Here is a 23,594-nt window from a genome sequence, read left to right as displayed (position 1 = left end):
GTCGTCAGCCGGCGCCCGTGCCGCGCTCCAGCAGCGGGGCCGCGTCGGAGAGTACCCCGGCCAGCCTGTCCAGCGTCTCCTCGTCCCGCTCCACGGCCTCCAGCACCGGGCCGGCCGCCGTCTCCCAGCGGCGGGCGACCGCGGCGGGGTCCTCCCCGGTGAGCAGCCCGGCAGCCTGCGCCGCCGCGCCGAGCGCGACCAGTTCGGCGGCCCGGGGCACCTGCACGGCCCGCCCCGACAGCCGCCGTACGGTCTGCTGCCAGGCCGTGCCCCGGGCGCCGCCGCCGATCAGCAGCAGGGGCGCCGACGGGTCGGCGTCCTCGTCGAGGACGAGGTCCAGCGCGGCCAGCAGGGAGTACACGGCGCCGTCGTAGGCGGCCTGCAGCAGCTGGCCGCCGGTGGTGTCGTGGCGCAGCCCGTGCAGCAGGCCGGAGGAGCGGGGGAGGTTCGGGGTGCGTTCGCCGTCCAGGAAGGGCAGCAGGGTCACGCCATGGCCGGGTTCCACGGCCTCCCGGTCCAGGCCCAGCAGGGCGGCGACCCGGTCCACGGCCAGCGTGCAGTTGAGCGTGCAGGCCAGCGGCAGCCAGTCGCCGCGCGCGTCGGCGAAGCCCGCCACCGTGCCGGTCGGGTCGGCGGGCCTGCGCTGCGTCACCGCGTACACCGTGCCCGAGGTGCCGAGGCTCATCACCGGCGTGCCCGGACGCACCCCGAGGCCCAGCGCGGCGGCGGCGTTGTCGCCGGTGCCGCACGCCACCAGGGTCCCCTTGGAGAACGGCAGTTCATGGCTGTCGCGGACGGTCCCGGCCACCTCGCCGGGACGCACCACGCGGGGCAGCAGCGCCGGGTCGAGGCCCACGTGCGCGAGGATCTCCTCGTCGTACGCCTCCGTGCCCGAGGCCCACCAGCCGGTGCCGGAGGCGTCGCCGCGGTCGGTCGTGCCCTGCCCGGTGAGCCGCTCGGTGAGGTAGTCGTGGGGGAGGCGCACCGCCCGGGTGGCGCGCACCGCCTCCGGCTCGTGCTCCGCCAGCCAGGCCCACTTGGTGACCGTGAAGGAGGCGGCCGGCACGCTTCCGGTGCGCTCGGCCCAGAACTTCGCGCCGCCCAGCTCCTCGATCAGCCTGTGGCCCTGCGGCGCGGAGCGGACGTCGTTCCACAGCAGCGCCGGGCGGACCGGCTCCCCGTGTCCGTCCAGGGTGACCAGGCCGTGCTGCTGCCCGCCGATCGACACCGCGGCGGCCTCGTGCGCGGCCTCGCCGCACTGGCGCAGCGCCTCGCACAGGGCGTCCCACCACTGACGGGGATCACTCTCCCGGCCCGCCCCCGAGGTCACCGTGTGCGGTGCCTGGCCGCTCGCGACGACCCGGCCGGTGGCCACGTCGACGACCAGTGCCTTGGTGGACTGGGTGGATGTGTCCACGCCGACGACGAGCGGACCCTCGGCTGCTGACATCGGTTTCTCCCTCTTCCGCGGCTCAGCGGGGTGTGTCTCTTCCCAGAAGTGCTCCTGCATACTAATTTGTAAACGGCCATGACGAAATAGCCTCAGCGAGCAAGGAGCCGCGGCATGAACTACCAGCCCACCCCCGAGGACAGGTTCACCTTCGGACTGTGGACCGTCGGCTGGCAGGGACGGGACCCCTTCGGTGACGCCACGCGGCGCGCCCTCGACCCGGTCGAGTCGGTGCGGCGGCTGGCCGAGCTGGGCGCCCACGGCGTCACGTTCCACGACGACGACCTCATCCCCTTCGGCTCCAGCGACAGCGAGCGCGAGGAGCACGTCAAGCGGTTCCGGCAGGCGCTGGACGACACCGGCATGAAGGTGCCGATGGCCACCACCAACCTGTTCACCCACCCGGTGTTCAAGGACGGCGGCTTCACCGCCAACGACCGCGACGTGCGCCGCTACGCCCTGCGCAAGACCATCCGCAACATCGACCTCGCGGTCGAGCTCGGCGCCGAGACCTATGTGGCCTGGGGCGGCCGCGAGGGCGCCGAGTCGGGTGGCGCCAAGGACGTGCGGGACGCCCTCGACCGCATGAAGGAGGCCTTCGACCTGCTCGGCGAGTACGTCACCTCCCAGGGCTACGACATCCGCTTCGCCATCGAGCCCAAGCCGAACGAGCCGCGCGGTGACATCCTGCTCCCCACCGTCGGCCACGCCCTGGCGTTCATCGAGCGCCTGGAGCGACCGGAGCTGTACGGCGTGAACCCCGAGGTCGGCCACGAGCAGATGGCCGGGCTGAACTTCCCGCACGGCATCGCGCAGGCGCTGTGGGCGGGCAAGCTGTTCCACATCGACCTCAACGGCCAGAACGGCATCAAGTACGACCAGGACCTCCGCTTCGGCGCGGGCGACCTGCGGGCCGCGTTCTGGCTGGTGGACCTGCTGGAGTCGGCCGGCTACAGCGGCCCGCGGCACTTCGACTTCAAGCCGCCGCGGACCGAGGACTTCGACGGGGTGTGGGCCTCGGCCGCCGGCTGCATGCGCAACTACCTGATCCTCAAGGAGCGTGCGGCGGCCTTCCGCGCCGACCCCGAGGTGCAGGAGGCGCTGCGCGCGTCCCGTCTGGACGAGCTGGCCCGGCCCACGGCGGCCGACGGTCTGCAGGCCCTGCTCGACGACCGGTCCGCCTTCGAGGAGTTCGACGTCGACGCGGCGGCGGCCCGTGGGATGGCCTTCGAGCGCCTGGACCAGCTGGCGATGGACCACCTGCTGGGCGCCCGGGGCTGAAACCGGGCGGCACGCGACCGGGCCGGCCGTGGGGCGATCCCGCGGCCGGCCCGGTCGCGCGGCGGTGCGCGCTCCGCACGGGGTACGCCGGACTCATGGCGCGGGTGCCCTGAGTCCGTATCAACTTCACTGCCGCGTCCTCGCGGACGGCCGGTGCGCGCGGCGAGCATGGTGCGCATGGCCACGCCACCCGTACCGCCCCGGCCGCCGGACGGCGGCAGCTTAGGACCGCCCCCGTACGGCGACACGCCGCCGCCCCGGCCTCCCGGCAGGGGCAGGAGCGCGCTCGTCCTGCTCGCCGCGTTCCTGGCCGTCGCCGCCGTGTCCCTGGTCGTCGTGCTGAGGGTCACGGGCGACGACGGCCCGCCGGACGGGCAGCCCGGCGGCCCCACCGCGCCCCGCGGCTGCTCCGTTCCGCTGCCGGGCATCCCCTCGGAGCTGCCCGGCGGTCTCCCCAGCCGGCTGCCGTCCGGTTTCCCCACAGACCTGCCGTCCGGGTTCCCGAGCGGCCTGGAGTCGCTCCTGCCTTCGCTGGGCGACCCGCCCTGATGACCGGGGCGCCCCCCGGTCACTCCCCGGCGGAACCCGTCGCCGAGGCCAGGGCGGTCGCCGGATCCCGGGAGGGGCCGCCCGCCGGGACCCACCGGCCGCGTTCCTCGCGGTAGGGCCACCAGCGGCCGTCGCGGCCCAGGCGCAGCTGGGCGGGCGCGCCGACGACCGTCCACCGGTTGGCCCGGTACCGCAGTTCCGGCCGTTCGTCCCCGTCCCAGGCCGACTCCAGGGCGGCACGCGCGCGTGCCAGGCGCTCGCCGTCCGGCGTCCACTCCTCGTCGAGCACCGCGAGCGCCGCCGCACCACCGTGCCGCCAGGCCCGTACGGCCACCGCCAGTCCTTCCCGGCCCCGCCCCGAGCCCTCGGCGAGCCGGTCCGCCACCGCGCGGCCCGGCTCCCCGTCGGCCAGCCGCACCGCGTCCCGCGCGACGGCCGCTTCCGGTTCCACGGGCTGCCGCCCGTGACCGTCCCCGAGCGCCTCCGCCAGCAGGCGGTGGGCCCGCACGGCGGTCCGGGCGGCCAGGAACTCCAGCGCGGCCGGGTCGATTCCGGCGCCGGGTTCCGCCTCCGTGTCCCACACCGGCGGAACCCCCGGCTCCGCGGGCAGCGCGGGAGCGTCCGGAAGCGACGGCAGGATGTCGCGGGCCGCGTACGCCTCGGCCGCGTCCACGCCCTCCGCACCCGCGGCCGGCCGCCCGGCGGACGCCCCGCTCCGTGTCCGGAGCGCCTCCCGCAGGGCCCGCTCACCACGCCCCCGCATCAGTAGCAGGACGAACGGGTCCTCGTCCAGCAGCCGGGCCACCTGGTAGCACAGCGCCGCCGTGTGGGCGCAGTGGTCCCAGGCGTCGCAGCCGCACTCCGGCTCCAGGTCGCCGATGCCCGGCAGCAGTTCGATGCCGGCCGGCTCCGCGTCCTCCACCAGCTGCGTCGGCATCTCCCCGTCGAGCAGCGCCGCGACGTGCCCGGCCCGCTCGACGGCCATGGCCAGGAAGCGTTCCCACTGCTCCCCGGACAGCTCCTGCAGCAGGACGTCCGCGCGGTGGGTTGTGCCGTCCCGGTCCCGTACGACCGCGGTGACACGCCCAGGCCGTACGGACACCGCGCCGACCGCTCCCGCGCGCGCCAGCCTGCGGCCCGCCTTGAGCTGCCCGTTGTCCAGCGCCGTGTCCTCCAGCGCCGTCAGCCAGGCCGTGCCCCACCAGGTCCGCGCGAATCCGCGTCCCGGCGCCGGCGGCAGCGCGGCGAAGGTGCGTTCCAGGTCGCCGCCGTCATCGTCGTACCGCTTCATCGCGGTCCCCCTCGCAGCTCGGTCAGGTCCGCCAGCTCGGCGTCCGTCAGTTCGGTGAACGCCGTTTCACCGGAGCCGAGCACCGCGTCGGCCAGTTCACGCTTGCGCTCCAGGAGGGCGGCGATACGGTCCTCGACGGTCCCCTCGGCGATGATGCGGTGCACCTGCACCGGCCGGGTCTGGCCGATCCGGTACGCGCGGTCCGTCGCCTGCGCCTCGACGGCCGGGTTCCACCAGCGGTCGTAGTGCACGACGTGCTCCGCGCGGGTGAGGTTCAGCCCCGTGCCCGCCGCCTTCAGCGACAGCAGGAAGACCGGCACCCCACCGTCCTGGAACCGGCGCACCATCGCCTCCCGCCCGGCGACCGGCGTGCCGCCGTGCAGGAACTGCGCCGGTACGCCCCGGGCGGTCAGATGCCGTTCCAGCAGCCGCGCCATCCGCACGTACTGCGTGAACACCAGCACCCCGGCGCCCTCGGTGAGGACCGTGTCGAGCAGTTCGTCCAGCAGCTCCAGCTTCCCGGACCGTCCGGCGACCACCGGCCGCTCCTCCTTGAGGAACTGCGCCGGGTGGTTGCAGATCTGCTTCAGGCCGGTCAGCAGCTTCACGATCAGTCCGCGGCGCGCGACGCCGTCGGCGCCGGCGATCTCGGCCAGCGCCTCGCGCACCACCGCCTCGTACAGCCCCGTCTGCTCGGGCGTGAGCGACACGGCGTGATCGGTCTCCGTCTTGGGCGGCAGCTCGGGCGCGATCCCCGGGTCCGACTTGCGGCGGCGCAGCAGGAACGGCCCCACCAGACGGGCCAGCCGTTCCGCCGCGGCCGGGTCCTGCCCGCTCTCCACGGCGTTCGCGTACCGCCGGCGGAAGGTGCCGAGCCGGCCCAGCAGCCCCGGAGTCGTCCAGTCGAGGATCGCCCAGAGCTCCGACAGGTTGTTCTCCACCGGTGTGCCGGTGAGCGCCACGCGGGCGCGTCCGCCGATGGAACGCAGCTGACGGGCGGTCGACGCGTACGGGTTCTTCACGTGCTGGGCCTCGTCGGCCACGACCAGCCCCCAGGGGACCCCGGCGAGCCGGGCGGCGTCCAGGCGCATGGTGCCGTACGTGGTGAGCACGAACTCGCCGTTTGCCAGGCCGTCCAGCGCCCGCCGGGTGCCGTGGAAGCGGCGCACCGGTGTGCCCGGAGCGAACCGTTCGATCTCCCGCTGCCAGTTGCCCATCAGGGAGGTCGGGCAGACCACGAGGGTGGGACCCGCCGACTCCGGGTCGGCCTGGCGGTGCAGATGCAGGGCGATCAGGGTGATGGTCTTGCCGAGCCCCATGTCGTCGGCGAGGCAGCAGCCAAGACCCAGGGAGGTGGTCCGGGCCAGCCAGGTCAGGCCCCGCCGTTGGTAGTCCCGCAGTGTGGCGGCGAGAGCGCCGGGCTGCTCGACGGGCTCCTGGGCCCCGGGGTCCGCGAGCCGGTCCCGCAGGTCCGCCAGCCATCCGGTGGGCCGCACCTCGATCCGGCTGCCGTCGACCTCCATGGAGCCGGTCAGGGCCGCGCCGAGCGCCTCGACCGGCGTGATCTTGTGGTCCTGGCGGGCCCGTGCCCGGGCCAGCTCCCGCGGATCCACCAGGACCCACTGGTCGTGCAGCCGCACCAGGGGGCGGTTCGCCTCGGCCAGCCGGTCCAGCTCCTCGCGCGTCAGCCGCCGGTCGCCCAGGGCGAACCACCAGTCGAAGGCGAGCAGCGCGTCCGCCGACAGGAAGGACGGCCCGTCCGCCGAGCCTGCCCGCCCAGGCCCGGACTCGTCGCCGGCGGGGCCGACCTGCGCGCGGGTGGTGAGCCCGCGGACCAGTTCCCTGGGCCAGTGCACGTCGACGCCCGCGCCGGCGAGCGCCCGGGCGCCCTCGCCGAGGAGGTCGGAGACCTCCTCCGCCACCAGGTCCACCGCGTCCGGCACCGCCGCCGACAGCAAGGGGGCGAGTGGCGCCCAGGCCCGCGCCGCTCGGCGCAGCGCGAGCAGCGCGTCCATCCGCGCGCCGGGCCCGAAGGCCGCGCCGGCGGCCCCGGCCCACACCTCGCCGGCGTCCGCGACGAGGGCGGGGTCGTGCACGCCGTGCATCTGCAGGACGGCCCGGAACGAGACGTCCGGGTCGTCCGCCGGGTTGCCTGCCGGGTCGTCCGCCGCGTCGGCCAGTCCGTGCACCTCGATGCGCAGCGACAGCCGCACGCCCGCGTCGTGGCCCGCGGCGACGCCGGCCGCCCAGGTCCGCAGACCGGGCAGCCGCTGGGGCCCGGGTGCCGCGAAGGCCGCCGTGCCGGTGACCAGCTGGGCGGCGGGGGAGCGGGGGAGGGTGTCGGCGACCGCGTCGAGGAACGCGCGCAGCAGCCGCTCGGGATCGGGCAGGCGCGGCGGCCCGGAGCCGTCCAGCGGCACCGCGTGCGCCTCGGGAGGCATCGCGGCGGCCAGCCGGCGGACCGCTTCGGCGTCCGCCGCGTCCAGCGGGCCGACGCGCCAGGCGTCGTGGTCGGCGGCGGAGAGTCCCGGCAGCAGCAGTCCGCGCGCCACCAGGTGGAGGGCGTGCACGGCGGCGGCGCCCCAGAACGAGGCGGCCCGGTGTCCCGCGCCGCCGGCACGCGCACGCGTGAGGAGCGGCAGCGCGGCACGCACGGGCAGCAGGGCGGCGGGCACCCGCACCGCCTCGACCCCGCCGCCGCGGGGAACGACGACGGTCAGGTCCTCGGCGGCCGCCCCGGCCACTTCGGGGGGAGCCGAGCCGTCCGGCCGCCAGAACGCGACGCGACCGGCGCGTGCGGGGTCTCCGGGTACGAAGACGACCGCCGAGTGGGCGAGTTCGGAAGGATCGGAGGAGCGTGCCGGGGGAGACGACTGCGCAGCGATGACAAGTCCTCAAACTTGACTAGTGAAGCCGGAGTCGCCGAGGGTACAGCACGGCCGGCGTCGGCCGGCTATGCCTGTGCCGTGAGCCGGGTCACCATGGGAACACGCGAGCCCCAGGCCATGGAGGCTCACGACAGGCTCCCGGAGACCTTAGGGGGCGCACCTCAGGGACGTCTCAGGGGCGCGGTCCGGAACTGCCGGAGGCGCGGGCCCGTTTTCACGGCAGAGAGCGGCAATGGCCGCGAAGGAGGCGACACTCATGTCGAAGAACGCCAAGATCGCCGCGGGGGGTGTGGCGGCCGGGCTCATCCTGCTCATCTGGCTGCCCTGGTGGGCCGCGCTCCTGATAGTCCTGGGAGTGCCGGCCGCCGCGTACCTCACCCTGGACCCCGCACAGCGGCGCCGGCTGCGCCGGGTCTCGCGCAAGGAGCTGGGCCGCTGAGGAGCTACGGCCTCACCGCCGCCCCGGAGCCCAGCGCGCAGGAGTCGACCACGTCGCCGTCCGCGGGCTCGCCGACCGTCCGGTCCGCGGGCGGCGCGACTCCGCGCTCCACCCAGGCGACCAGGGCGTCGAACGCCGAGCGGTAACACGGGAGGACCGGCCGCAGCCGGTCCGGATGACTGTCGTACAGCCCGTCGACGTGCGTGCCCTTGCGCACCGTGTAGTAGCGGTGCAGACGATCGCGTCCGCTCGACTCGATCATGCGGTCGTACACGTCGGAGTCGACGGACGCGGGCAGCAGCGCGTCCAGGTCGCCGTGCAGGGTGATCAGCGGCCGGCCGATCCGCCCGGTGAGCGCCACGCGCTCCACGGCGCGGTGCACGGAGGCGGGACGGGAGGCGTAGTCGTAGACGGCGTCGGAGGGACACGGCGCCAGGACCTGCTCGAGCGTCGAACCGGCGGAGGCGCCGGGACAGCCGGGGTCGTAGTCCGGGTCGAACTCGGCGCGGTAGATCTTCTGGGTGACCCCCCAGTAGGCCTTCGCGTGGTACGGCCAGAGGAACTCGGACCCGCGGGCGAAGCCGGCCTCGTACATGTCCTCGTCGGTGGCCGCGCCGGACGTCCACGCCACCGCCACCGGCAGGGAGAGCAGCGGGTGGCGCCCTCCGGCGGCCCACAGGGTGCCCTCCCAGTCCACCCCGCCGTCGTAAAGCTCCGGGTGGTTCTCCAGCTGCCAGCGGGTGAGGTAGCCGCCGTTGGAGACACCGGTCATGTACGTGCGGCGCGGGGCGTGCCCGTAGCGCTGGGCCACCGCCTGCCGGGCCGCCCGGGTGAGCTGCGTGGTCCGCGCGTTCCACTCGGCGACCGCGTCACCGGGCCGCTCGCCGTCACGGTGGAAGTCGGGGCCGCTGTTGCCCTTGTCGGTCGACGCGTAGGCGAAGCCCTGGGCCAGCACGTGATCGGAGACCGCCTTGTCGGTCGCGTACTGCTTGCGGTTGCCGGGTGCGCCGGTGACGACCAGCCCGCCGTTCCAGCGGTCGGGCAGCCGGATCACGAACTGCGCGTCGTGCCCCCAGCCGTGGGTGTCGTTGAAATGGGAGGAGTCCGGGAAGTAGCCGTCGATCTGCACCCCGGGCACCCCGGAGGGCGACCTGGTGGCCGCCGCGGTCAGTCCCGTCTGGTCGGCCATGTCGGTGTACCGAGTGCCGGCCAGCCCCGCGGTGGTGAGATCGGACAGACAGGCGTCGCGCTGACGGGCGGCGCCGGGCACCCGTAACCGGTCCTGGCGCGCGCAGTGACCGTCCCCGGCCGCACCGGCCGGGGAGGGAGCGGTGAGAACGGCGGCGGCGAGGGCGGCGACGAGCAACGGAACGCCACGGGAGGGGCGCATGACTGCCTCCGGGAGGACGAGCGGCGGAAAAAAGGGGTGCGGCGCGGAACCGCCCCACGGTGAGGGCCCGCCCCCGCCGTCACCGACGGGCCGGCGCCCCCTGGACGACGCCCGCCCGTGGGAAGTCAGCGCACGCCCACGTCCCTTACCCCAGGCCGCCCGGACTCACAGCGGACGTACCGCCATCTGGTCGAGCGCCTCCAGAAGACCCGGCAGCTCCGGTCCCCGGCCGACCGGGAGGACTTCGCCGGGTTCGTCGTCGAGCAGGACGAACGCGATGTCGTCCGTCCGGGCCACCAGCGACCAGCCGGGCCCGTCGGCGCGAAGGGTGCGCGCGCCGCCCGGTGCGAAGGACGAGCGGACCCGGCCGAGCGGCGGCGGCGAGTCGACGTACGCCCGCGCCTCCGCGAGCACGCGGCGGATGCCGCCGTGGCGCGGCTGCCCGTCCCGGCGGGCGTCCTCCTCCTCGCCCGTCCGGGCGTCTCCGTCCCCGGCCTTCACGTCGTCCCCGGCGGACTCCCCGGCGCCGTCCGCCGCCGGGGCCGGACCGCCGGGCGCCGGGAACGCCGCATCGTCGACCTGCTCCCGCCAGACCGCCCACTGCAGCGCGATCTCGTCCGCCCCCAGCCGGCGCTGGGCGGGGCCCCAGAGCCCGGCGTCCGGGGGCGTCAGCGGGGGCCCGTCCGCGGCGTCGGGAGCGGGATCGTGCGGCGCGGGCACGTTCGGCGCCGCGACGGCCACCGCGAGCGGCCAGCCCGGCAGCGCGGCGACGACCGTGCGCTCGTCCGGCGACAGGTCCTGTTCCATGCCGCAGTCCCAGGACGCGATCGCGACGGCGACCAGGGAGACGTCGTCGACGACGACCGTCCACCGGGCGCCCTCGCCGTCCTGGCCGAGCACCAGCCCGTACCCGTCGGCGAGAGGCGGCAGGCCGAGCGACGCGCACGCCTCCGGGTAGTCGTCGCCCAGCACGCTCGGGAACTTCGCCGGCGTCAGCAGCGCCGCGGTGAGCACATAGAGCGCGTCGTCCGCGGCGGCGACGGCTTCCTCGTCCGTCCCGGCCATCCCAGCCTCCCGATCGGTTCGTCCACCGGCGCGCACCCTATGCCGACCCGAAGCCGCTTGTCACGACCCCCGCAGCCGTGCCCGGAGCTGCAGGTTTCCGCCCGGACGGGGCGAATCGGCCAGGCGCCGGAAGCGGCTCAGGCGGCCGGAAGCCCCAGCAGCGCCCGCGCGACGGTCCCCGGCGACTCGTGCCGCTCCCGCGCGAGCGCGACGACCGCCCGGCACGCCAGCTCGTTCACCCCGAACGACAGCGCCTCCGGCGACACCCAGCCGGCCGCCTCGTCGATCCGGTCCTGATCGTCCTCCGCGCAGGCCGAGACGTACGCCGCGGCGGCCTCGAAGATGTTGTGCGGACGTTCCTCGCGCCGGGTCCGCTCACCCGCGCGCAGACTGCCGGCCACTCTGCTCCCGATCCCCCGGACCCTTTCCCACATGAGCTCCACCTTTCCCCCAGCACGGTTGCCCTCACATACCGTTCATCTCCTGCCACTCAACGTAGAGTTGAAGCTCCGACGGCATAAGGGGGCGGCGCGGTGCGACGCTACGAACGGCTGGAACGCATCCGGCGGATGGATCCCCACCGGGAGGCCACCGAGATCTACCGGCTCAGTGCCGCGTACGAGTTCCCCTGGGACTACACCCGCTCCCTGGAACTGGCCCTCTACCGCACCTACGCCGTCCCCCGGATCGGCCGGCTGCTCGCCACGACGGCGGAGCTCACCGACCGGTCCCAGAAGCGCTACGACGACACCTCGCTCCTCCTGGACGCCGTCGTCGAGCACGGATTCGGCAGCGTCCTGGGCAGGACCGCGATCCGCCGCGTCAACCGGATGCACCACGCCTACGACATCCCCGACGACGACATGCGGTACGTCCTGTGCACGTTCGTGGTGATGCCCAAGAGGTGGATCGACGCCTATGGCTGGCGCAGGCTGTCGCGGCACGAGACCGTCGCCGGCGCCGTCCACTACCGCACCCTCGGACAGCACATGGGCATCAAGGACATCCCCGGGACCTACGAGGAGTTCGAAAGCTGCCTGGACGCCTATGAGGAGGCCCACTTCGCCTGGGACGAGGGCGCGCGACGGGTCTCCGACGCCACGCTCGACCTCATGGCCTCCTGGTATCCGCGCCCCCTCGCCCCCGTGCTGCGCACCGCCACGCTCGCGCTGCTCGACGAACCCCTGCTGCGCGCGTTCCGCTACACCCCGCCGAGTGCGGCCACCCGCGCGTGGGTGCGCCGCGCGGTACGGCTGCGGGGCCGGGCGGTAAGGCTGCTGCCGCCGCGGGACACCCCGCACTTCGCCCGGCAGAACCGGGAGATCAGGAGCTACCCGGACGGCTACCGGCTGGCGGACCTGGGCACCAGCCCCGTACCGGGACTGCGGGGCTGCCCGGTACGGCACCCCGACCGGGCGCCCGGCACCTGACCGGCGGCTCAGTCCGCGCGGGCCGCCAGGGCCACGAACCGGCTGTCCTCGTCGGCGTACGAGGTCATGCGCCAGCCCGAACGTGACAGCAGCGCGCGGAGGTTCGGCTCCGCGCGGAGGTCGTCCGGGGTGAGCGTGCGGCCCTGCCGGGCGGCGAGCGCCGCGCGGCCGATCGGATGGAACAGGGCGAGCACGCCACCGGGGCGCACCACCCGCGCGATCTCCCGGAGGTTCCCGGCCGGGTCGGGCAGATGGGCGATCAGGCCCGCCGCGAACACGGCGTCCAGCGAGGAAGCGCGCAGCGGCAGCGCGGCGACGTCGGTCAGCAGCAGCGCACCGTCGCGGTCCCGCCCGGCCCGTGCCGCCTCCCGCAGCATGGCCGGGGTCAGGTCCGCGCCGAGCACCACACCCGAGGGCCCCACGGCCGCGCGCAGCGCCGGCAGGGCCCGCCCGGTGCCGCAGCCCGCGTCGAGCACCCGGTCGCCCTCGCGCAGTCCGATCCCGGCGACCGCGGCCGCGTAGGCCGGGCCGTCGTCGGGGAAGCGGCGGTCCCAACCGGCCGCCCGCGCGGTGAAGAACTCCTGGACGTGCGTGTGGTCGTCGCTCATGCTCCGCATGATTCCTCACCGGGACGGCCGGCACCCGTCGTGCCGTGCGGCGCACGCGAGCGCGGCCCCGTGGGACGACCGCGGGGCTGCCGCACCCGCCCGGCTGTCAGTCCGCGACGCCCTTTTCCGCCACCACCTTCTCGACCGTCACGCGGACGAGGAGCTCACCGGGCACGGCGTTGCGCGCCCCGAACTCCTCGGCCCGGTCCTCGCCCATGTACCGCGCGCCGATCAGTGTGGCCCAGTGCCGGAGTTCCCCGGGGTCCTCCGAGAGCCGGGCCCGGCCCTGCAACACCACGAAGCCGAACGGCGGCCGGTCGTCGTCCACACAGAGGGCGGCCCGCCCGTCACGTGCCAGATTGCGCCCCTTGACGGTCCCCTTACCGGTGTTGAACACCACGTCGCCCCCGTCCACCAGGAACCAGACCGGCGCCACGTGCGGGCTGCCGTCGGCGCGGACGGTGGACAACTTGGCGGTGCGGGTTCCGTACGAGCAGAACTCCCGCCACTCTTCCTCGGTCATCTTGTGTCCCATGGCTTCCATCCTCCTTGCCCGGCGCCCTGTCGTGGGGAAGGCTGGCGCGGGGACCCTCCCGAATGGAGGGGACGGCACACGGGGAAGACCACCGAAGGACCACGGAAAGACCACGGAAAGACCACGGGGAAGACCAGGGGGAGATTCACGACATGGGGCAGAACCAGGGACTCGACTGGCTGCTGGACGACCTGACCCAACGCGTCGAACACGTACGGCACGCACTGGTCCTGTCCAACGACGGGCTGGTGACGGGCGCGAGCACGGGGCTGCGCCGCGAGGACGCGGAACACCTCGCCGCCGTGTCGTCCGGACTGCACAGCCTCGCCAAGGGTTCGGGACGTCACTTCGGCGCGGGTGGGGTGCGCCAGACGATGATCGAGTTCGACGACGCGGTCCTCTTCGTCACGGCGGCCGGCACCGGCAGCTGTCTGTGCGTGCTCAGCGCGGCCGAGGTCGACATCGGCCACATCGCCTACGAGATGACGCTGCTGGTCAACCGGGTCGGCGAGCACCTGGACGTGGACGCCCGGCGGCCGGAGCCCGGCAGGGAGCTCTGACCAGCGTGTTCGTCCCGGGCTGAGGAGTTTTCCACAGGCTCGCCACGGAGAGTGACGGAGCGGCTACGGTTCTTCCGGCGGGCGCACCAGGCGTCCACCGCCCACACTCCACGGGGGAGACGGACATGTCCGCACCGCGCACCACCGCGCACGACGCGACCACCACACGTGAACCGGGCCTCGACGGCGGCGGAGACGGGCCGGGCGAGCGGGTTGTGGGCACCACGGAGGGTGCAGCCCTCCTCGGCGTGCCGAAGGCCCGTTTCACCCGGCTGGCGAGACTGGGACTGCTGGTGCCGACCGGGTTCCGCGTAAACCGCCACCACGCCGTGGTCTGGCTCTATCAGGCGGAGGAACTGCTCCTGTTCGCCTCCGACGAAGGCAACGCGTCCCTGCTGACGGGGCGCACGCCCGGGAACCTCCGGGGCCTGCTCGACACCGGCGTCGACCTGCGACCGCGCAACTGGCGCTCTCGGCGGCTGGGCCTCATGCTCCGCCGGGCCGACGGCCCCTGGGCCCGCGCCGGGGCCGTGGCGTCGCTGCTCGGTCCCCCGCACGTGGCGGAAGCCGTCAGGGACCCCCACGACCGCCGCCACCTCGACCGGTTCCGCCGGCCGCCGCCGTTCCAGGGCGCGCCCGGCTCCCCGGCGGCGGGCCTGGCGGAAGAACTCATGACCGCCCAGGACCCGGACGAGGTCGCCTGGCTGCAGGCCGATCTGGCACGGCTGACGGAGGAGGCGCGGGCCCACCGGCCGGCACCCCGCGGTCCGCTCGGCCGGTGACGGCGCGGAGCCCGGTGACCTACAGCGCCCGGAACAGCCCCTCCTGGACGACGGACACCAGCATCCGGCCCTCCAGGTCGTAGATCCGGCCCCGGGCCAGGCCCCGCCCGCCCGTGGCGATCGGCGACTCCTGGTCGTACAGGAACCACTCGTCCGCGCGGAACGGGCGGTGGAACCACATCGCGTGGTCCAGCGACGCCATGTCGAAGCCGCGCGGCCCCCACAGCGGCTCCACCGGGATCCGCACGGCGTCCAGGAGGGTCATGTCACTGGCGTAGGTCAGGGCGCAGGTGTGCACCAGCGGATCGTCGCCGAGCGGGCCGACCGCGCGCATCCACACCGCGCTGCGCGGCTCGGCGCCCTCGACCTCGTCGGGGTCCCAGCGCAGCCGGTCCACATAGCGGATGTCGAAGGGCTGCCGGCGCGCCATCCGCTCCAACTGCTCCGGCAGCGCGCCCAGATGCTCCCGGATCTCGTCCGTGACCGTCGGCAGCGACCCGGGGTCGGGGACCTTGCGGGCAGGCGGCAGCTGGTGCTCGAAACTCCCCTGCTCGGGCTTGTGGAAGGAGGCGGTGAGATTGAAGATCGTGCGGCCCTGCTGCACCGCGGTGACCCGTCGGGTGGTGAACGACCGGCCGTCCCGCACCCGTTCCACCTGGTACACGATCGGCACCCCGGGCCTGCCGGGACGCAGGAAGTACGCGTGCAGCGAGTGCACGGGACGGTCGCCGTCCGTGGTGCGGCCGGCGGCGACCAGTGCCTGGCCGGCCACCTGGCCGCCGAAGACCCGCTGGAGGGACTCCTGCGGACTGCGGCCACGGAAGATGTCGACCTCGATCCGCTCCAGGTCGAGCAGGGCGACGAGGCTCTCGGCCGGGTTCGTCATGGGTGGGGTTCTCCTGAGTTCACAACTGGCCGACATCGGTGACCCGGACGACCGCGCGGCCCTCCGCGTCGGAGGCGGTGAGGTCGACCTCGGCGCTGATGCCCCAGTCGTGGTCGCCGCTCGGGTCGTCGAAGATCTGCCGGACCCGCCACAGCGCGTTCTCCGGCTCCTCCTCGATCAGGAGGAGCTTCGGCCCGCGGGCGTCGGGGCCGGTCCCGAGTTCCTCGTACTCGTCCCAGTACTTGTCCATCGCGTCACCCCAGGCGCCGGCGTCCCAGCCCGCGTCGGAGTCCAGTCCGCCCAGCTCGTCCAGCTGGTCGAGCGCGGCGAGCTCGACCCGGCGGAACATGGCGTTGCGGACCAGGACGCGGAAGGCGCGCGCGTTCGCGGTGACCGGCTTGACCTGGTCGGCCCTCTCCTGCGCCTCCTCCGCCGTCATCTCCTCCGGGTTGGCCAGCTGCTCCCACTCGTCCAGCAGGCTGGAGTCGACCTGGCGCACCGTCTCGCCCAGCCAGGCGATCAGATCCTCCAGGTCCTCGGACTTCAGGTCGTCCGGGACGGTGTGCTCCAGCGCCTTGTACGCGCTCGCGAGGTAGCGCAGCACGATGCCCTCGGTGCGGGCGAGCTCGTAGTGGGACACCAGCTCCGTGAAGGTCAGCGCCCGCTCGTACATGTCCCGGATCACCGACTTCGGCGACAGCGGATGGTCACCGACCCACGGGTGGCTCCTGCGGTAGGTGTCGTACGCGTGGAAGAGCAGCTCCTCCAGCGGCTTCGGGTAGGTGACGTCCTGGAGCCGCTCCATGCGCTCCTCGTACTCCACCCCGTCGGCCTTCATCGCGGCGACCGCCTCGCCCCGCGCCTTGTTCTGCTGGGCGGCGAGGATCTGGCGGGGATCGTCCAGCGTGGACTCCACCACGGACACCATGTCCAGCGCGTACGACGGCGACTCCGGGTCCAGCAGCTCGAACGCGGCCAGGGCGAACGTGGACAGCGGCTGGTTGAGCGCGAAGTCCTGCTGCAGGTCCACGGTGAGGCGGACGATCCGGCCCTCGGCGTCGGGCCGGTCGAGCTTCTCGACGATGCCGCCGTCGAGGAGCGAGCGGTAGATGGCGATCGCCCGCCGGATGTGCCGCAACTGCTGCTTGCGCGGCTCGTGGTTGTCCTCCAGCAGCCGTCGCATCGCCTCGAAGGCGTTGCCGGGCCGGGCGATCACCGACAGCAGCATGGTGTGGGTGACCCGGAAGCGGGAGTTCAGCGGCTCCGGCTCAGAGCCGATGAGCTTCTCGAAGGTCTGCTCGCTCCAGGCGACGAAACCCTCGGGCGCCTTCTTGCGCACCACCTTGCGGCGCTTCTTCGGGTCGTCCCCGGCCTTGGCCAGGGCCTTCTCGTTCTCGATGACGTGCTCGGGCGCCTGCCCCACCACGAAGCCCTCGGTGTCGAAGCCGGCACGGCCGGCGCGGCCCGCGATCTGGTGGAACTCACGGGCCCGCAGCGTGCGCACCCGACTGCCGTCGTACTTGGTCAGCGCCGTGAACAGCACCGTGCGGATGGGGACGTTGACGCCCACGCCCAGCGTGTCCGTGCCGCAGATGACCTTCAGCAGACCGGCCTGCGCCAGCTTCTCCACCAGCCGCCGGTACTTGGGCAGCATGCCGGCGTGATGCACCCCGATGCCGTGCCGCACGTAGCGGGACAGATTGCTGCCGAACTTGGTGGTGAAGCGGAAGTTGCCGATCAGCTCTGCGATCCTGTCCTTCTCCTCGCGCGTGCACATGTTGATGCTCATCAGCGCCTGCGCCCGCTCCACCGCCTGCGCCTGTGTGAAGTGCACGATGTAGACCGGCGCCTGCCGGGACCCGAGCAGATCCGTGAGCGTCTCGGTGAGCGGCGTGTACCGGTACTCGTAGGACAGCGGCACGGGCCGGGTCGCCGAGCGGACCACGCTGGTGGGGCGGCCGGTACGGCGGGTGAGGTCCTTCTCGAAGAAGGAGACGTCGCCGAGCGTCGCCGACATCAGCACGAACTGGGCCTGGGGCAGTTCGAGGAGGGGGATCTGCCAGGCCCAGCCGCGGTCCGGTTCCGCGTAGAAGTGGAACTCGTCCATCACGACCTGGCCCACGTCGGCGTCCTTGCCGTCGCGCAGCGCGATCGACGCCAGTACTTCGGCGGTGCAGCAGATCACCGGGGCGTCGGCGTTGACCGACGCGTCGCCGGTGAGCATGCCGACGTTCTCCGTGCCGAAGATCTTGCACAGCTCGAAGAACTTCTCCGACACCAGCGCCTTGATGGGCGCCGTGTAGAAGGTGACCTCGTCGCGCGCCAGGGCGGCGAAGTGCGCGGCCGCCGCGATCATGCTCTTGCCGGAGCCCGTCGGCGTCGACACGATCACGTTCGCCCCGGAGACCACCTCGATCAGCGCCTCCTCCTGGTGGGGGTAGAGCGTGAGACCGCGATCCTGTGCCCACGACTCGAAGGCTTCGTACAGGGCGTCGGGGTCGGCGGTCGGAGGCAGCTGATCGATGAGGGTCACGCCCCCATCTTGCCTGTCCGGCCGCCCGATGGGGGAATCGGCTGCGGAGTCGAAGATCGCGAACGCTACGCTGTGTCGCCGGCGGGGCGTGAGCGCGGCCGGTCAACTGGACAGCGGCGAACGAGGAATGGGGCGGGCGACGGCGATGATGGGACCAGCGCACTCACTGTCGGGCGCCGCGGCCTGGCTCGGGGTCGGTGCGGCGGCGGCCGCGGCCGGACACCCCATGCCCTGGCCGGTGCTCCTGGCCGGCGCCCTGATCTGCGCAGGCGCCGCACTCGCCCCGGACCTGGACCACAAGGCGGCCACCATCTCGAGGGCCTTCGGCCCGGTCTCCCGCTGGCTGTGCGAGATCGTCGACAAGCTGTCCTACGCCGTCTACAAGGCCACCAGGAAGCCGGGCGACCCCCGTCGCTCCGGCGGGCACCGCACGCTCACCCACACCTGGCTGTGGGCGGTGCTGATCGGCTCCGGCACGGCGGTCCTGGCGATAACCGGCGGCCGCTGGGCGGTGCTGGCGATCCTCTTCGTGCACATGGTGCTGGCCATCGAGGGCCTGCTGTGGCGGGCGACGCGGGGTTCCAGCAGCGACGTCCTGGTGTGGCTGCTGGCGGCGACCAGCGCCTGGATCCTCGCGGGCATCCTGGACCAGCCGGGCAGCGGCGCCGACTGGCTGTTCACCGAGCCGGGCCAGGAGTACCTGTGGCTGGGCCTGCCGATCGTGCTGGGCGCGCTGGTGCACGACATCGGGGACGCGCTGACCGTCTCCGGCTGCCCGATCCTGTGGCCGATACCGGTGGGCCGCAAGCGCTGGTACCCGGTGGGGCCGCCGAAGGCCATGCGGTTCCGGGCCGGCAGCTGGGTGGAGCTGAAGGTGCTGATGCCGGTGTTCATGCTGCTGGGCGGGGTGGGCTGCGCGGCGGCGCTCAACGTGATCTGAGGGCGCCCCGGGCCCCGGGCTCAGCCGGCGGCGTCACCGCCGTACCGCCGCTCGAAGCGGGCGACGCGGCCCTCGGTGTCCACGGTCCGGGCCTTGCCCGTGTAGAAGGGGTGACTCTCCGACGAAATCTCCACCTCCACCACCGGGTAGGTCTCGCCGTCGTCCCACTCGATGGTCTGCTCGCTGGTCGCGGTGGACCGGGTGAGGAAGGCGTAACCCGCGGCGCGGTCACGGAAGACGACCGGGTGGTAGTCGGGGTGCTTGTCCTGCTGCATGCATGCTCCTCGGGCGACTCGGGCCGGGCGCGGTCAGCCGGGCAGGTTGTCCTCGTCGACGACGTGCACGGCGGCCTCCTCGGCGGAGGCGGCCGCGCCGTCGATGCCGACGTCCATGGCGACCAGGGCCTCCTCCTCGTCCTCGTGCGCTCCTTCGTCGGGGGCCACCAGCCGTCCGGAGCGGGCGGCGCCGACCTCGTTGTCCAGGAGTTCCCCGTCGGTGCCGGAGGAATCACCGATGCCGTCGCCGTCGGAGGCGGCCGGATCGGGCAGCTCCTCGGCGAGCCGCTGGTCCAGCGTCTCGCCCTCGTGGCGCTCCGCCGCCGTCACGCCGTAGTGCTCCACGGCCCAGGGCCGCTCCGGAGGGGAATAGCCCCGGTCCAGGGGGTCGGCGACGCCGTCGTTCTCCAGGGTGTCCTCGGCGTCGAGCAGTCCGGCGTCGTCCTGAACCTCGGACCCGTCGGGCTGGTAGACATCGTCTCCCCAACCGTCGGCGCTGTTCACGACTACCTCCAGAGAGTGGGGACGGGCCCTCTCCCGCCACGGCCCGCGCCGGGCCACCAGTACGGGGCACCGGCGCCGCCCGCGCTCTGTCCGCGGGGACTCCGGGAGCTCCCCGGGCCGGTGCCTGACTCCAGCCTTCCACCGGATCTCCTCACCGCGCAACGGCACACCCCCCAGCCGCACACGTCCCGGCCCCCGCCCGGACCGGCACCCCCGCAGCGGTTGGCGACGGGGCCGGGCGCCGAGCCCGTGGTCAGGCGCTGCCCTCGTCGGCCCCGTCACGCCGGGCGTGCCGGCCCGCCTCGCCACCGCAGGCCGGGCCCTCCCGGGCGCCTCGCCCTCACGATGCCGGGACGGCCACGCCCACCCTGCCGCCGGCAGACGGCGGCAGGATGGGCGTCGCCCGCTCCGGGCCGTCGGAGCGCGGCGGTGTGCGCCGCCACGGCAGCGGGGGGCCCGCTCGGCCGGGATCGTCCGGCCGCCCCGGAGGGCGCCGCCGCGGAGGGCCGGCCCCGCCCCGGCGGTGCCGCGGGCTCACCCGTGCCAGGACCGCCACAGCGCCGCGTACGCCCCGTCCGCCGCGACCAGCTCGTCGTGGCTGCCCAGTTCGCTGATGCGGCCGTCCTCCACCACGGCGATGACGTCCGCGTCGTGGGCGGTGTGCAGACGGTGCGCGATGGCGACGACCGTCCGGCCGTCCAGCACCCGGGCCAGGGAGCGTTCCAGGTGACGCGCCGCGCGCGGGTCGAGCAGCGAGGTCGCCTCGTCCAGGACCAGCGTGTGCGGGTCGGCCAGCACCAGCCGGGCCAGCGCGATCTGCTGCGCCTGGGCCGGGGTGAGCGGGAACCCGCCGGAACCGACCTCGGTGTCCAGCCCCTCGCCGAGCGCACGCGCCCAGTCGTCGGCGTCGACCGCCCCGAGCGCCGCCCACAGCTCGGCGTCCCCGGCGTCCGTCCTGGCGAGCCGCAGATTGTCGCGAAGGGAGCCCACGAAGACGTGGTGCTCCTGGTTGACCAGGGCCACATGCGTGCGCACCCGCTCGGCGGTCATCCGGGACAGTTCGGCGCCGCCCAGGGTGACCCGCCCGTCCCGGGGCGCGTAGATCCCGGCGAGCAGCCGGCCCAGGGTCGACTTGCCCGCGCCCGAGGGGCCGACCAGCGCCAGCCTGGTCCCCGGGGCGACATCGAGGGACACCTTGCGCAGCACGTCCACCCCCTCCAGGTAGCCGAAGTGCACCTCGTCCGCGTGCACCCGGCGGCCCTCGGGGGCCAGCGCGGCGTCACCGGCGTCCGGCTCGATGTCCCGGACTCCGACCAGCCGGGCCAGCGACACCTGCGCCACCTGCAGTTCGTCGTACCACCGCAGGATCAGCCCCACCGGGTCGACGAGCATCTGCGCGATCAGCGCGCCGGTGGTCAGCTGGCCGACACCGATCCAGCCCCGCAGGACGAACACCCCGCCGATCATCAGCACCGAGGCGAGCACGATGACGTGCGTGACGCTGACGACGGGGAAGAGCACCGACCGGAGCCAGAGCGTGTAGCGCTCCCAGGCCGTCCACTCCCTGACCCGCTGGTCCGACAGGGCCACCCGGCGCGCGCCCAGGCGGTGCGCCTCCACGGTCCGTCCCGCGTCCACGGTCTCGGCGAGCGAGGCCGCGACGGCGGCGTACCCGGCGGCCTCCGAGCGGTAGGCGGACGGCGCCCGCCGGAAGTACCAGCGGCAGCCCGCCACCAGCAGCGGCACGGCGAGCAGCACCGCCGGAGCCAGTTCGGGCGCCGTCACCACGAGTCCGCCCAGCAGCAGCACCGCCCACACCACGCCGATGGCCAGCTGCGGCACGGCCTCGCGCATGGCGTTGCCGAGCCGGTCGATGTCGGTGGTGATCCGCGACAGCAGATCACCCGTGCCCGCACGCTCCAGCACGCCCGGCGGCAGCCCGACCGACCGCACCAGGAAGTCCTCGCGCAGATCGGCCAGCATCCGCTCGCCGAGCATCGCCCCGCGCAGCCGGACCTGCCGGACGAACACCGCCTGGACGGTCAGGGCGACCACGAACAGCGTGGCGGTGAGCCCCATGTGCAGCTCCCGCTCCGGGTCCTGGACCCGTTCCACCAGTCCGCCCAGCAGAGCGGGGCCCACCATCGACGCGAGCACGGCGACCGTGTTCACGGTGATCAGCAGCACGAAGGCCCGGCGGTGTCTGCGCAGCAGCTCCGCCACGTAGGCGCGGACCGTCGCGGGGGCTCCCACGGGCAGCGTGCCGGACGCGGTCGGTGCCGCCGGGTCGTAGGCCGGTGGCGCCACGCCGATCATGCCGTCTCCTCGATCTCTCGCAGTTCTTCCAGTCCGTCCAGCCGGTGCAGGACGCCGTCCTCGCGGGGGGCGCCCGCCGTGTCCGGAACCCCGGCGAGCGCGGCCTCGTCCTCGGTCTCGCGTGTCACCACGGCCCGGTACCGGGGCTCGGTGCGCAGCAGTTCGCGATGGCCGCCGGCCGCCGCGACGGTGCCGTCGTGCAGGAACACCACGTGTTCAGCGCGGTCCAGCAGGAGCGGGGACGAGGTGAACACCACGGTGGTGCGACGCGTCCGCAGGGCGCGCACCCCCTGGGCGATCCGCGCCTCGGTGTGCGAGTCGACGGCCGAGGTCGGCTCGTCCAGGACGAGCACCTCCGGGTCCGTGACCAGCGACCGGGCCAGCGCGAGCCGCTGGCGCTGTCCGCCGGACAGGGACCGTCCGCGTTCGGTGATCCGGGCGTCCATCGGGTCGTCGGCGCCGAGCGATCCCTGCACCAGTGCCGCCAGCACGTCCCCGCACTGCGCGGCCTCCAGCGCGTCGCGCGGAGCGACCGCGCCGGACGCGGGCACGTCGAGGAGTTCCCGCAGGGTGCCGGAGAGCAGCACCGGATCCTTGTCCTGCACCAGGACGGCCCGGCGGGCGGAGTCCAGCGGCAGTTCGTCGAGCGGCACCCCGCCGAGCAGCGCCGAGGTGCCCTTGTCCGCCGCGTGCCCGCCGAGCCGTTCGGCCAGCCGTCCCGCCGCGTCGGGGTCGCCGCACACGACGGCGGTGAACCGGCCGGCGGGGGCGAGCAGACCGGTCGCCGGGTCGTACAGGTCCCCGGCCGGTGTCTCCGCGGCGCGCGACCCCCCGGTGTCCGTGGCCCGGGCCAGCGACAGCACCCGCGCGGCCCGCTTGGCCGAGGGGCGGGAGAAGGAGTACGCCATCGCGATCTCCTCGAAGTGCCGCAGCGGGTAGGTGAGCACCATCACCGAGCTGTACACGGTGACCAGTTCGCCGACGCCGATCCGGCCCTCGCGGGCGAGACGGACGCCGTACCAGACCACCGTGATCAGCAGGAGCCCCGGCAGGAGCACCTGGACGGCGGCGATCAGGGACCACATGCGCGCGCTGCGCACGGCGGCGTGGCGGACCTCCTGGGATGCGCGGCGGTAGCGGTCGAGGAACAGTTCCTCGCCGCCGATGCCGCGCAGCACCCGCAGCCCGGCGACGGTGTCCGAGGCGAGCTCGGTGGCCCGCCCTGCCTTCTCGCGCTGGGTGTCCGCCCGCCGGGTGGCGCGGGGCAGCAGCGGCAGCACCGCGACCGCCAGGACGGGCAGCCCCACGGCGACGACGACACCGAGGTCCGGCTCGTAGACGACCAGGCCCACGCAGACCAGCACGATGGTGACCGCCGCCGCGGTGAACCGCGAGAGCGCCTCCACGAACCAGCCGATCTTCTCGACGTCCCCGGTGGACACCGCCACGACCTCCCCCGCGGCGACGCGCCGGGTCAGCGCCGAGCCCAGCGTCGCGGCCTTGCGGGCCAGCAGCTGCTGGACGCGGGCCGCGGCGGTGATCCAGTTGGTGATGGCGGCACGGTGCAGGAAGGTCTCACCGATCGCGTTGCCCGCGCAGGCCAGTGCCAGCAGGCCGCCGGCCAGCGCGAGCCGGCCGCCGGAGCGGTCGACCGCGGCCTGGACCGCGACGCCGACGCAGAACGGCAGCGAGGCGACGGAGGCGAAGTGCAGCAGGCCCCAGGCCAGCGACTTGAGCTGCCCGGACAGCTGATTCCGGAAGAGCCACCACAGGAATCGGGGACCCGAGCGCGCGTCTGGCACACCGGGGTCGGGAAACGGAAGGTCTTGGATCTGCATGTCGTCCCAGTGGCTCGGGTCAGGGGGCGGCGGA

Annotated in this window: 21 protein-coding genes; 7 read left to right on the top strand and 14 right to left on the bottom strand. The window is 74.1% G+C overall.

Annotation, left to right across the window (positions count from 1 at the left end):
- Positions 1–4: 4 nt before the first annotated feature.
- Positions 5–1,450 (bottom strand): xylulokinase, encoded by a 1,446-nt coding sequence (xylB, locus tag CNQ36_RS04650; RefSeq protein ID WP_121545037.1) that lies wholly within the window; start codon positions 1,448–1,450, stop codon positions 5–7.
- Between the two features lie 114 nt (positions 1,451–1,564).
- Here xylB and xylA point away from each other — a divergent pair, with 114 nt between their 5' ends.
- Both xylA and CNQ36_RS35175 read left to right on the top strand, forming a co-directional pair.
- Positions 1,565–2,731 carry a xylose isomerase gene (gene xylA, locus CNQ36_RS04645; RefSeq protein WP_121545036.1) on the top strand — a complete coding sequence of 389 codons (1,167 nt, stop codon included), beginning with the start codon at positions 1,565–1,567 and terminating at the stop codon, positions 2,729–2,731.
- 321 nt (positions 2,732–3,052) lie between these two features.
- Positions 3,053–3,280 carry a hypothetical protein gene (locus CNQ36_RS35175; protein ID WP_240659412.1) on the top strand — a complete coding sequence of 76 codons (228 nt, stop codon included), beginning with the start codon at positions 3,053–3,055 and terminating at the stop codon, positions 3,278–3,280.
- 19 nt (positions 3,281–3,299) lie between these two features.
- Here the strand turns inward: CNQ36_RS35175 and CNQ36_RS04635 are convergent, their stop codons facing one another.
- Both CNQ36_RS04635 and CNQ36_RS04630 read right to left on the bottom strand, forming a co-directional pair.
- Complete coding sequence (locus CNQ36_RS04635) at positions 3,300–4,571, bottom strand: SWF or SNF family helicase (RefSeq protein WP_121545035.1); 1,272 nt, start codon at positions 4,569–4,571, stop codon at positions 3,300–3,302.
- Positions 4,568–7,456: a DEAD/DEAH box helicase gene (locus CNQ36_RS04630; protein ID WP_121545034.1), complete on the bottom strand. Its 2,889-nt coding sequence runs from the start codon at positions 7,454–7,456 to the stop codon at positions 4,568–4,570. Before CNQ36_RS04630 ends, CNQ36_RS04635 begins: the two co-directional genes overlap by 4 nt.
- A gap of 259 nt (positions 7,457–7,715) precedes the next feature.
- Here CNQ36_RS04630 and CNQ36_RS04625 point away from each other — a divergent pair, with 259 nt between their 5' ends.
- Positions 7,716–7,898, top strand: coding sequence for a hypothetical protein (locus CNQ36_RS04625; protein ID WP_040908859.1), 183 nt, complete (start codon positions 7,716–7,718; stop codon positions 7,896–7,898).
- 4 nt (positions 7,899–7,902) lie between these two features.
- On the opposite strand, the gene CNQ36_RS04620 is transcribed toward CNQ36_RS04625, so the two are convergent.
- From CNQ36_RS04620 to CNQ36_RS04610, 3 genes are all read right to left on the bottom strand, one after another.
- A complete protein-coding gene (locus CNQ36_RS04620) occupies positions 7,903–9,288 on the bottom strand; it encodes a tannase/feruloyl esterase family alpha/beta hydrolase (RefSeq protein ID WP_121545033.1) in 1,386 nt (461 codons plus the stop codon).
- 165 nt (positions 9,289–9,453) lie between these two features.
- Entirely contained in the window at positions 9,454–10,353 is a 900-nt protein-coding gene (locus CNQ36_RS04615; protein ID WP_121545032.1) for a hypothetical protein, read from the bottom strand.
- A 137-nt stretch (positions 10,354–10,490) separates the two neighbouring features.
- Complete coding sequence (locus CNQ36_RS04610) at positions 10,491–10,787, bottom strand: hypothetical protein (protein ID WP_121545031.1); 297 nt, start codon at positions 10,785–10,787, stop codon at positions 10,491–10,493.
- Between the two features lie 99 nt (positions 10,788–10,886).
- Here CNQ36_RS04610 and CNQ36_RS04605 point away from each other — a divergent pair, with 99 nt between their 5' ends.
- The gene (locus tag CNQ36_RS04605; protein WP_163013200.1) at positions 10,887–11,783 is read left to right on the top strand and encodes an oxygenase MpaB family protein; all 897 of its coding nucleotides are present in this window, start codon (positions 10,887–10,889) and stop codon (positions 11,781–11,783) included.
- 8 nt (positions 11,784–11,791) lie between these two features.
- On the opposite strand, the gene CNQ36_RS04600 is transcribed toward CNQ36_RS04605, so the two are convergent.
- Positions 11,792–12,391 (bottom strand): class I SAM-dependent methyltransferase, encoded by a 600-nt coding sequence (locus CNQ36_RS04600; RefSeq protein ID WP_121545030.1) that lies wholly within the window; start codon positions 12,389–12,391, stop codon positions 11,792–11,794.
- A gap of 106 nt (positions 12,392–12,497) precedes the next feature.
- On the bottom strand, positions 12,498–12,926 hold the full coding sequence (locus tag CNQ36_RS04595) for a PPOX class F420-dependent oxidoreductase (protein WP_121545029.1): 429 nt from the start codon (positions 12,924–12,926) through the stop codon (positions 12,498–12,500).
- Between the two features lie 152 nt (positions 12,927–13,078).
- On the opposite strand from CNQ36_RS04595, the gene CNQ36_RS04590 reads away from it, so the two are divergent.
- Positions 13,079–13,486 carry a roadblock/LC7 domain-containing protein gene (locus tag CNQ36_RS04590; RefSeq protein ID WP_121545028.1) on the top strand — a complete coding sequence of 136 codons (408 nt, stop codon included), beginning with the start codon at positions 13,079–13,081 and terminating at the stop codon, positions 13,484–13,486.
- Positions 13,487–13,611: 125 nt separating this feature from the next.
- The gene (locus CNQ36_RS04585) at positions 13,612–14,268 is read left to right on the top strand and encodes a DUF6397 family protein (protein WP_206278427.1); all 657 of its coding nucleotides are present in this window, start codon (positions 13,612–13,614) and stop codon (positions 14,266–14,268) included.
- 19 nt (positions 14,269–14,287) lie between these two features.
- Here CNQ36_RS04585 and CNQ36_RS04580 read toward each other — a convergent pair whose 3' ends face one another.
- A complete protein-coding gene (locus CNQ36_RS04580) occupies positions 14,288–15,154 on the bottom strand; it encodes an acyl-CoA thioesterase (RefSeq protein ID WP_004934685.1) in 867 nt (288 codons plus the stop codon).
- 19 nt (positions 15,155–15,173) lie between these two features.
- Positions 15,174–17,687, bottom strand: coding sequence for a DEAD/DEAH box helicase (locus tag CNQ36_RS04575; protein WP_163013199.1), 2,514 nt, complete (start codon positions 17,685–17,687; stop codon positions 15,174–15,176).
- Positions 17,688–17,832: 145 nt separating this feature from the next.
- Here CNQ36_RS04575 and CNQ36_RS04570 point away from each other — a divergent pair, with 145 nt between their 5' ends.
- Positions 17,833–18,627: a metal-dependent hydrolase gene (locus CNQ36_RS04570; protein ID WP_121545026.1), complete on the top strand. Its 795-nt coding sequence runs from the start codon at positions 17,833–17,835 to the stop codon at positions 18,625–18,627.
- Positions 18,628–18,647: 20 nt separating this feature from the next.
- On the opposite strand, the gene CNQ36_RS04565 is transcribed toward CNQ36_RS04570, so the two are convergent.
- The 4 genes from CNQ36_RS04565 to CNQ36_RS04550 form a co-directional block, all read right to left on the bottom strand.
- Positions 18,648–18,902: a type B 50S ribosomal protein L31 gene (locus tag CNQ36_RS04565; RefSeq protein ID WP_004934690.1), complete on the bottom strand. Its 255-nt coding sequence runs from the start codon at positions 18,900–18,902 to the stop codon at positions 18,648–18,650.
- Positions 18,903–18,935: 33 nt separating this feature from the next.
- Positions 18,936–19,406: a DUF5709 domain-containing protein gene (locus CNQ36_RS04560; RefSeq protein WP_121545025.1), complete on the bottom strand. Its 471-nt coding sequence runs from the start codon at positions 19,404–19,406 to the stop codon at positions 18,936–18,938.
- 534 nt (positions 19,407–19,940) lie between these two features.
- Positions 19,941–21,722: an ABC transporter ATP-binding protein gene (locus tag CNQ36_RS04555; RefSeq protein WP_121545024.1), complete on the bottom strand. Its 1,782-nt coding sequence runs from the start codon at positions 21,720–21,722 to the stop codon at positions 19,941–19,943.
- On the bottom strand, positions 21,719–23,560 hold the full coding sequence (locus CNQ36_RS04550; RefSeq protein ID WP_121545023.1) for an ABC transporter ATP-binding protein: 1,842 nt from the start codon (positions 23,558–23,560) through the stop codon (positions 21,719–21,721). Before CNQ36_RS04550 ends, CNQ36_RS04555 begins: the two co-directional genes overlap by 4 nt.
- Positions 23,561–23,594 lie beyond the last annotated feature (34 nt).

The organism is Streptomyces fungicidicus, assembly GCF_003665435.1.
Taxonomy (GTDB): domain Bacteria; phylum Actinomycetota; class Actinomycetes; order Streptomycetales; family Streptomycetaceae; genus Streptomyces; species Streptomyces fungicidicus.
The sequence above is the reverse complement of the archived record's forward strand: the minus strand, read 5'-3'. Positions and strand labels throughout refer to the sequence as shown.

Excerpts from the sequence above, each read along its gene's own strand:
- xylB (WP_121545037.1), bottom strand. The coding sequence starts at position 1,450 with ATGTCAGCAGCCGAGGGTCCGCTCGTCGTCGGCGTGGACACATCCACC.
- xylA (WP_121545036.1), top strand. The coding sequence starts at position 1,565 with ATGAACTACCAGCCCACCCCCGAGGACAGGTTCACCTTCGGACTGTGG.
- CNQ36_RS04635 (WP_121545035.1), bottom strand. The coding sequence starts at position 4,571 with ATGAAGCGGTACGACGATGACGGCGGCGACCTGGAACGCACCTTCGCC.
- CNQ36_RS04625 (WP_040908859.1), top strand. The coding sequence starts at position 7,716 with ATGTCGAAGAACGCCAAGATCGCCGCGGGGGGTGTGGCGGCCGGGCTC.
- CNQ36_RS04620 (WP_121545033.1), bottom strand. The coding sequence starts at position 9,288 with ATGCGCCCCTCCCGTGGCGTTCCGTTGCTCGTCGCCGCCCTCGCCGCC.
- CNQ36_RS04615 (WP_121545032.1), bottom strand. The coding sequence starts at position 10,353 with ATGGCCGGGACGGACGAGGAAGCCGTCGCCGCCGCGGACGACGCGCTC.
- CNQ36_RS04610 (WP_121545031.1), bottom strand. The coding sequence starts at position 10,787 with ATGTGGGAAAGGGTCCGGGGGATCGGGAGCAGAGTGGCCGGCAGTCTG.
- CNQ36_RS04600 (WP_121545030.1), bottom strand. The coding sequence starts at position 12,391 with ATGAGCGACGACCACACGCACGTCCAGGAGTTCTTCACCGCGCGGGCG.
- CNQ36_RS04595 (WP_121545029.1), bottom strand. The coding sequence starts at position 12,926 with ATGGGACACAAGATGACCGAGGAAGAGTGGCGGGAGTTCTGCTCGTAC.
- CNQ36_RS04590 (WP_121545028.1), top strand. The coding sequence starts at position 13,079 with ATGGGGCAGAACCAGGGACTCGACTGGCTGCTGGACGACCTGACCCAA.
- CNQ36_RS04585 (WP_206278427.1), top strand. The coding sequence starts at position 13,612 with ATGTCCGCACCGCGCACCACCGCGCACGACGCGACCACCACACGTGAA.
- CNQ36_RS04580 (WP_004934685.1), bottom strand. The coding sequence starts at position 15,154 with ATGACGAACCCGGCCGAGAGCCTCGTCGCCCTGCTCGACCTGGAGCGG.
- CNQ36_RS04570 (WP_121545026.1), top strand. The coding sequence starts at position 17,833 with ATGATGGGACCAGCGCACTCACTGTCGGGCGCCGCGGCCTGGCTCGGG.
- CNQ36_RS04565 (WP_004934690.1), bottom strand. The coding sequence starts at position 18,902 with ATGCAGCAGGACAAGCACCCCGACTACCACCCGGTCGTCTTCCGTGAC.
- CNQ36_RS04555 (WP_121545024.1), bottom strand. The coding sequence starts at position 21,722 with ATGATCGGCGTGGCGCCACCGGCCTACGACCCGGCGGCACCGACCGCG.
- CNQ36_RS04550 (WP_121545023.1), bottom strand. The coding sequence starts at position 23,560 with ATGCAGATCCAAGACCTTCCGTTTCCCGACCCCGGTGTGCCAGACGCG.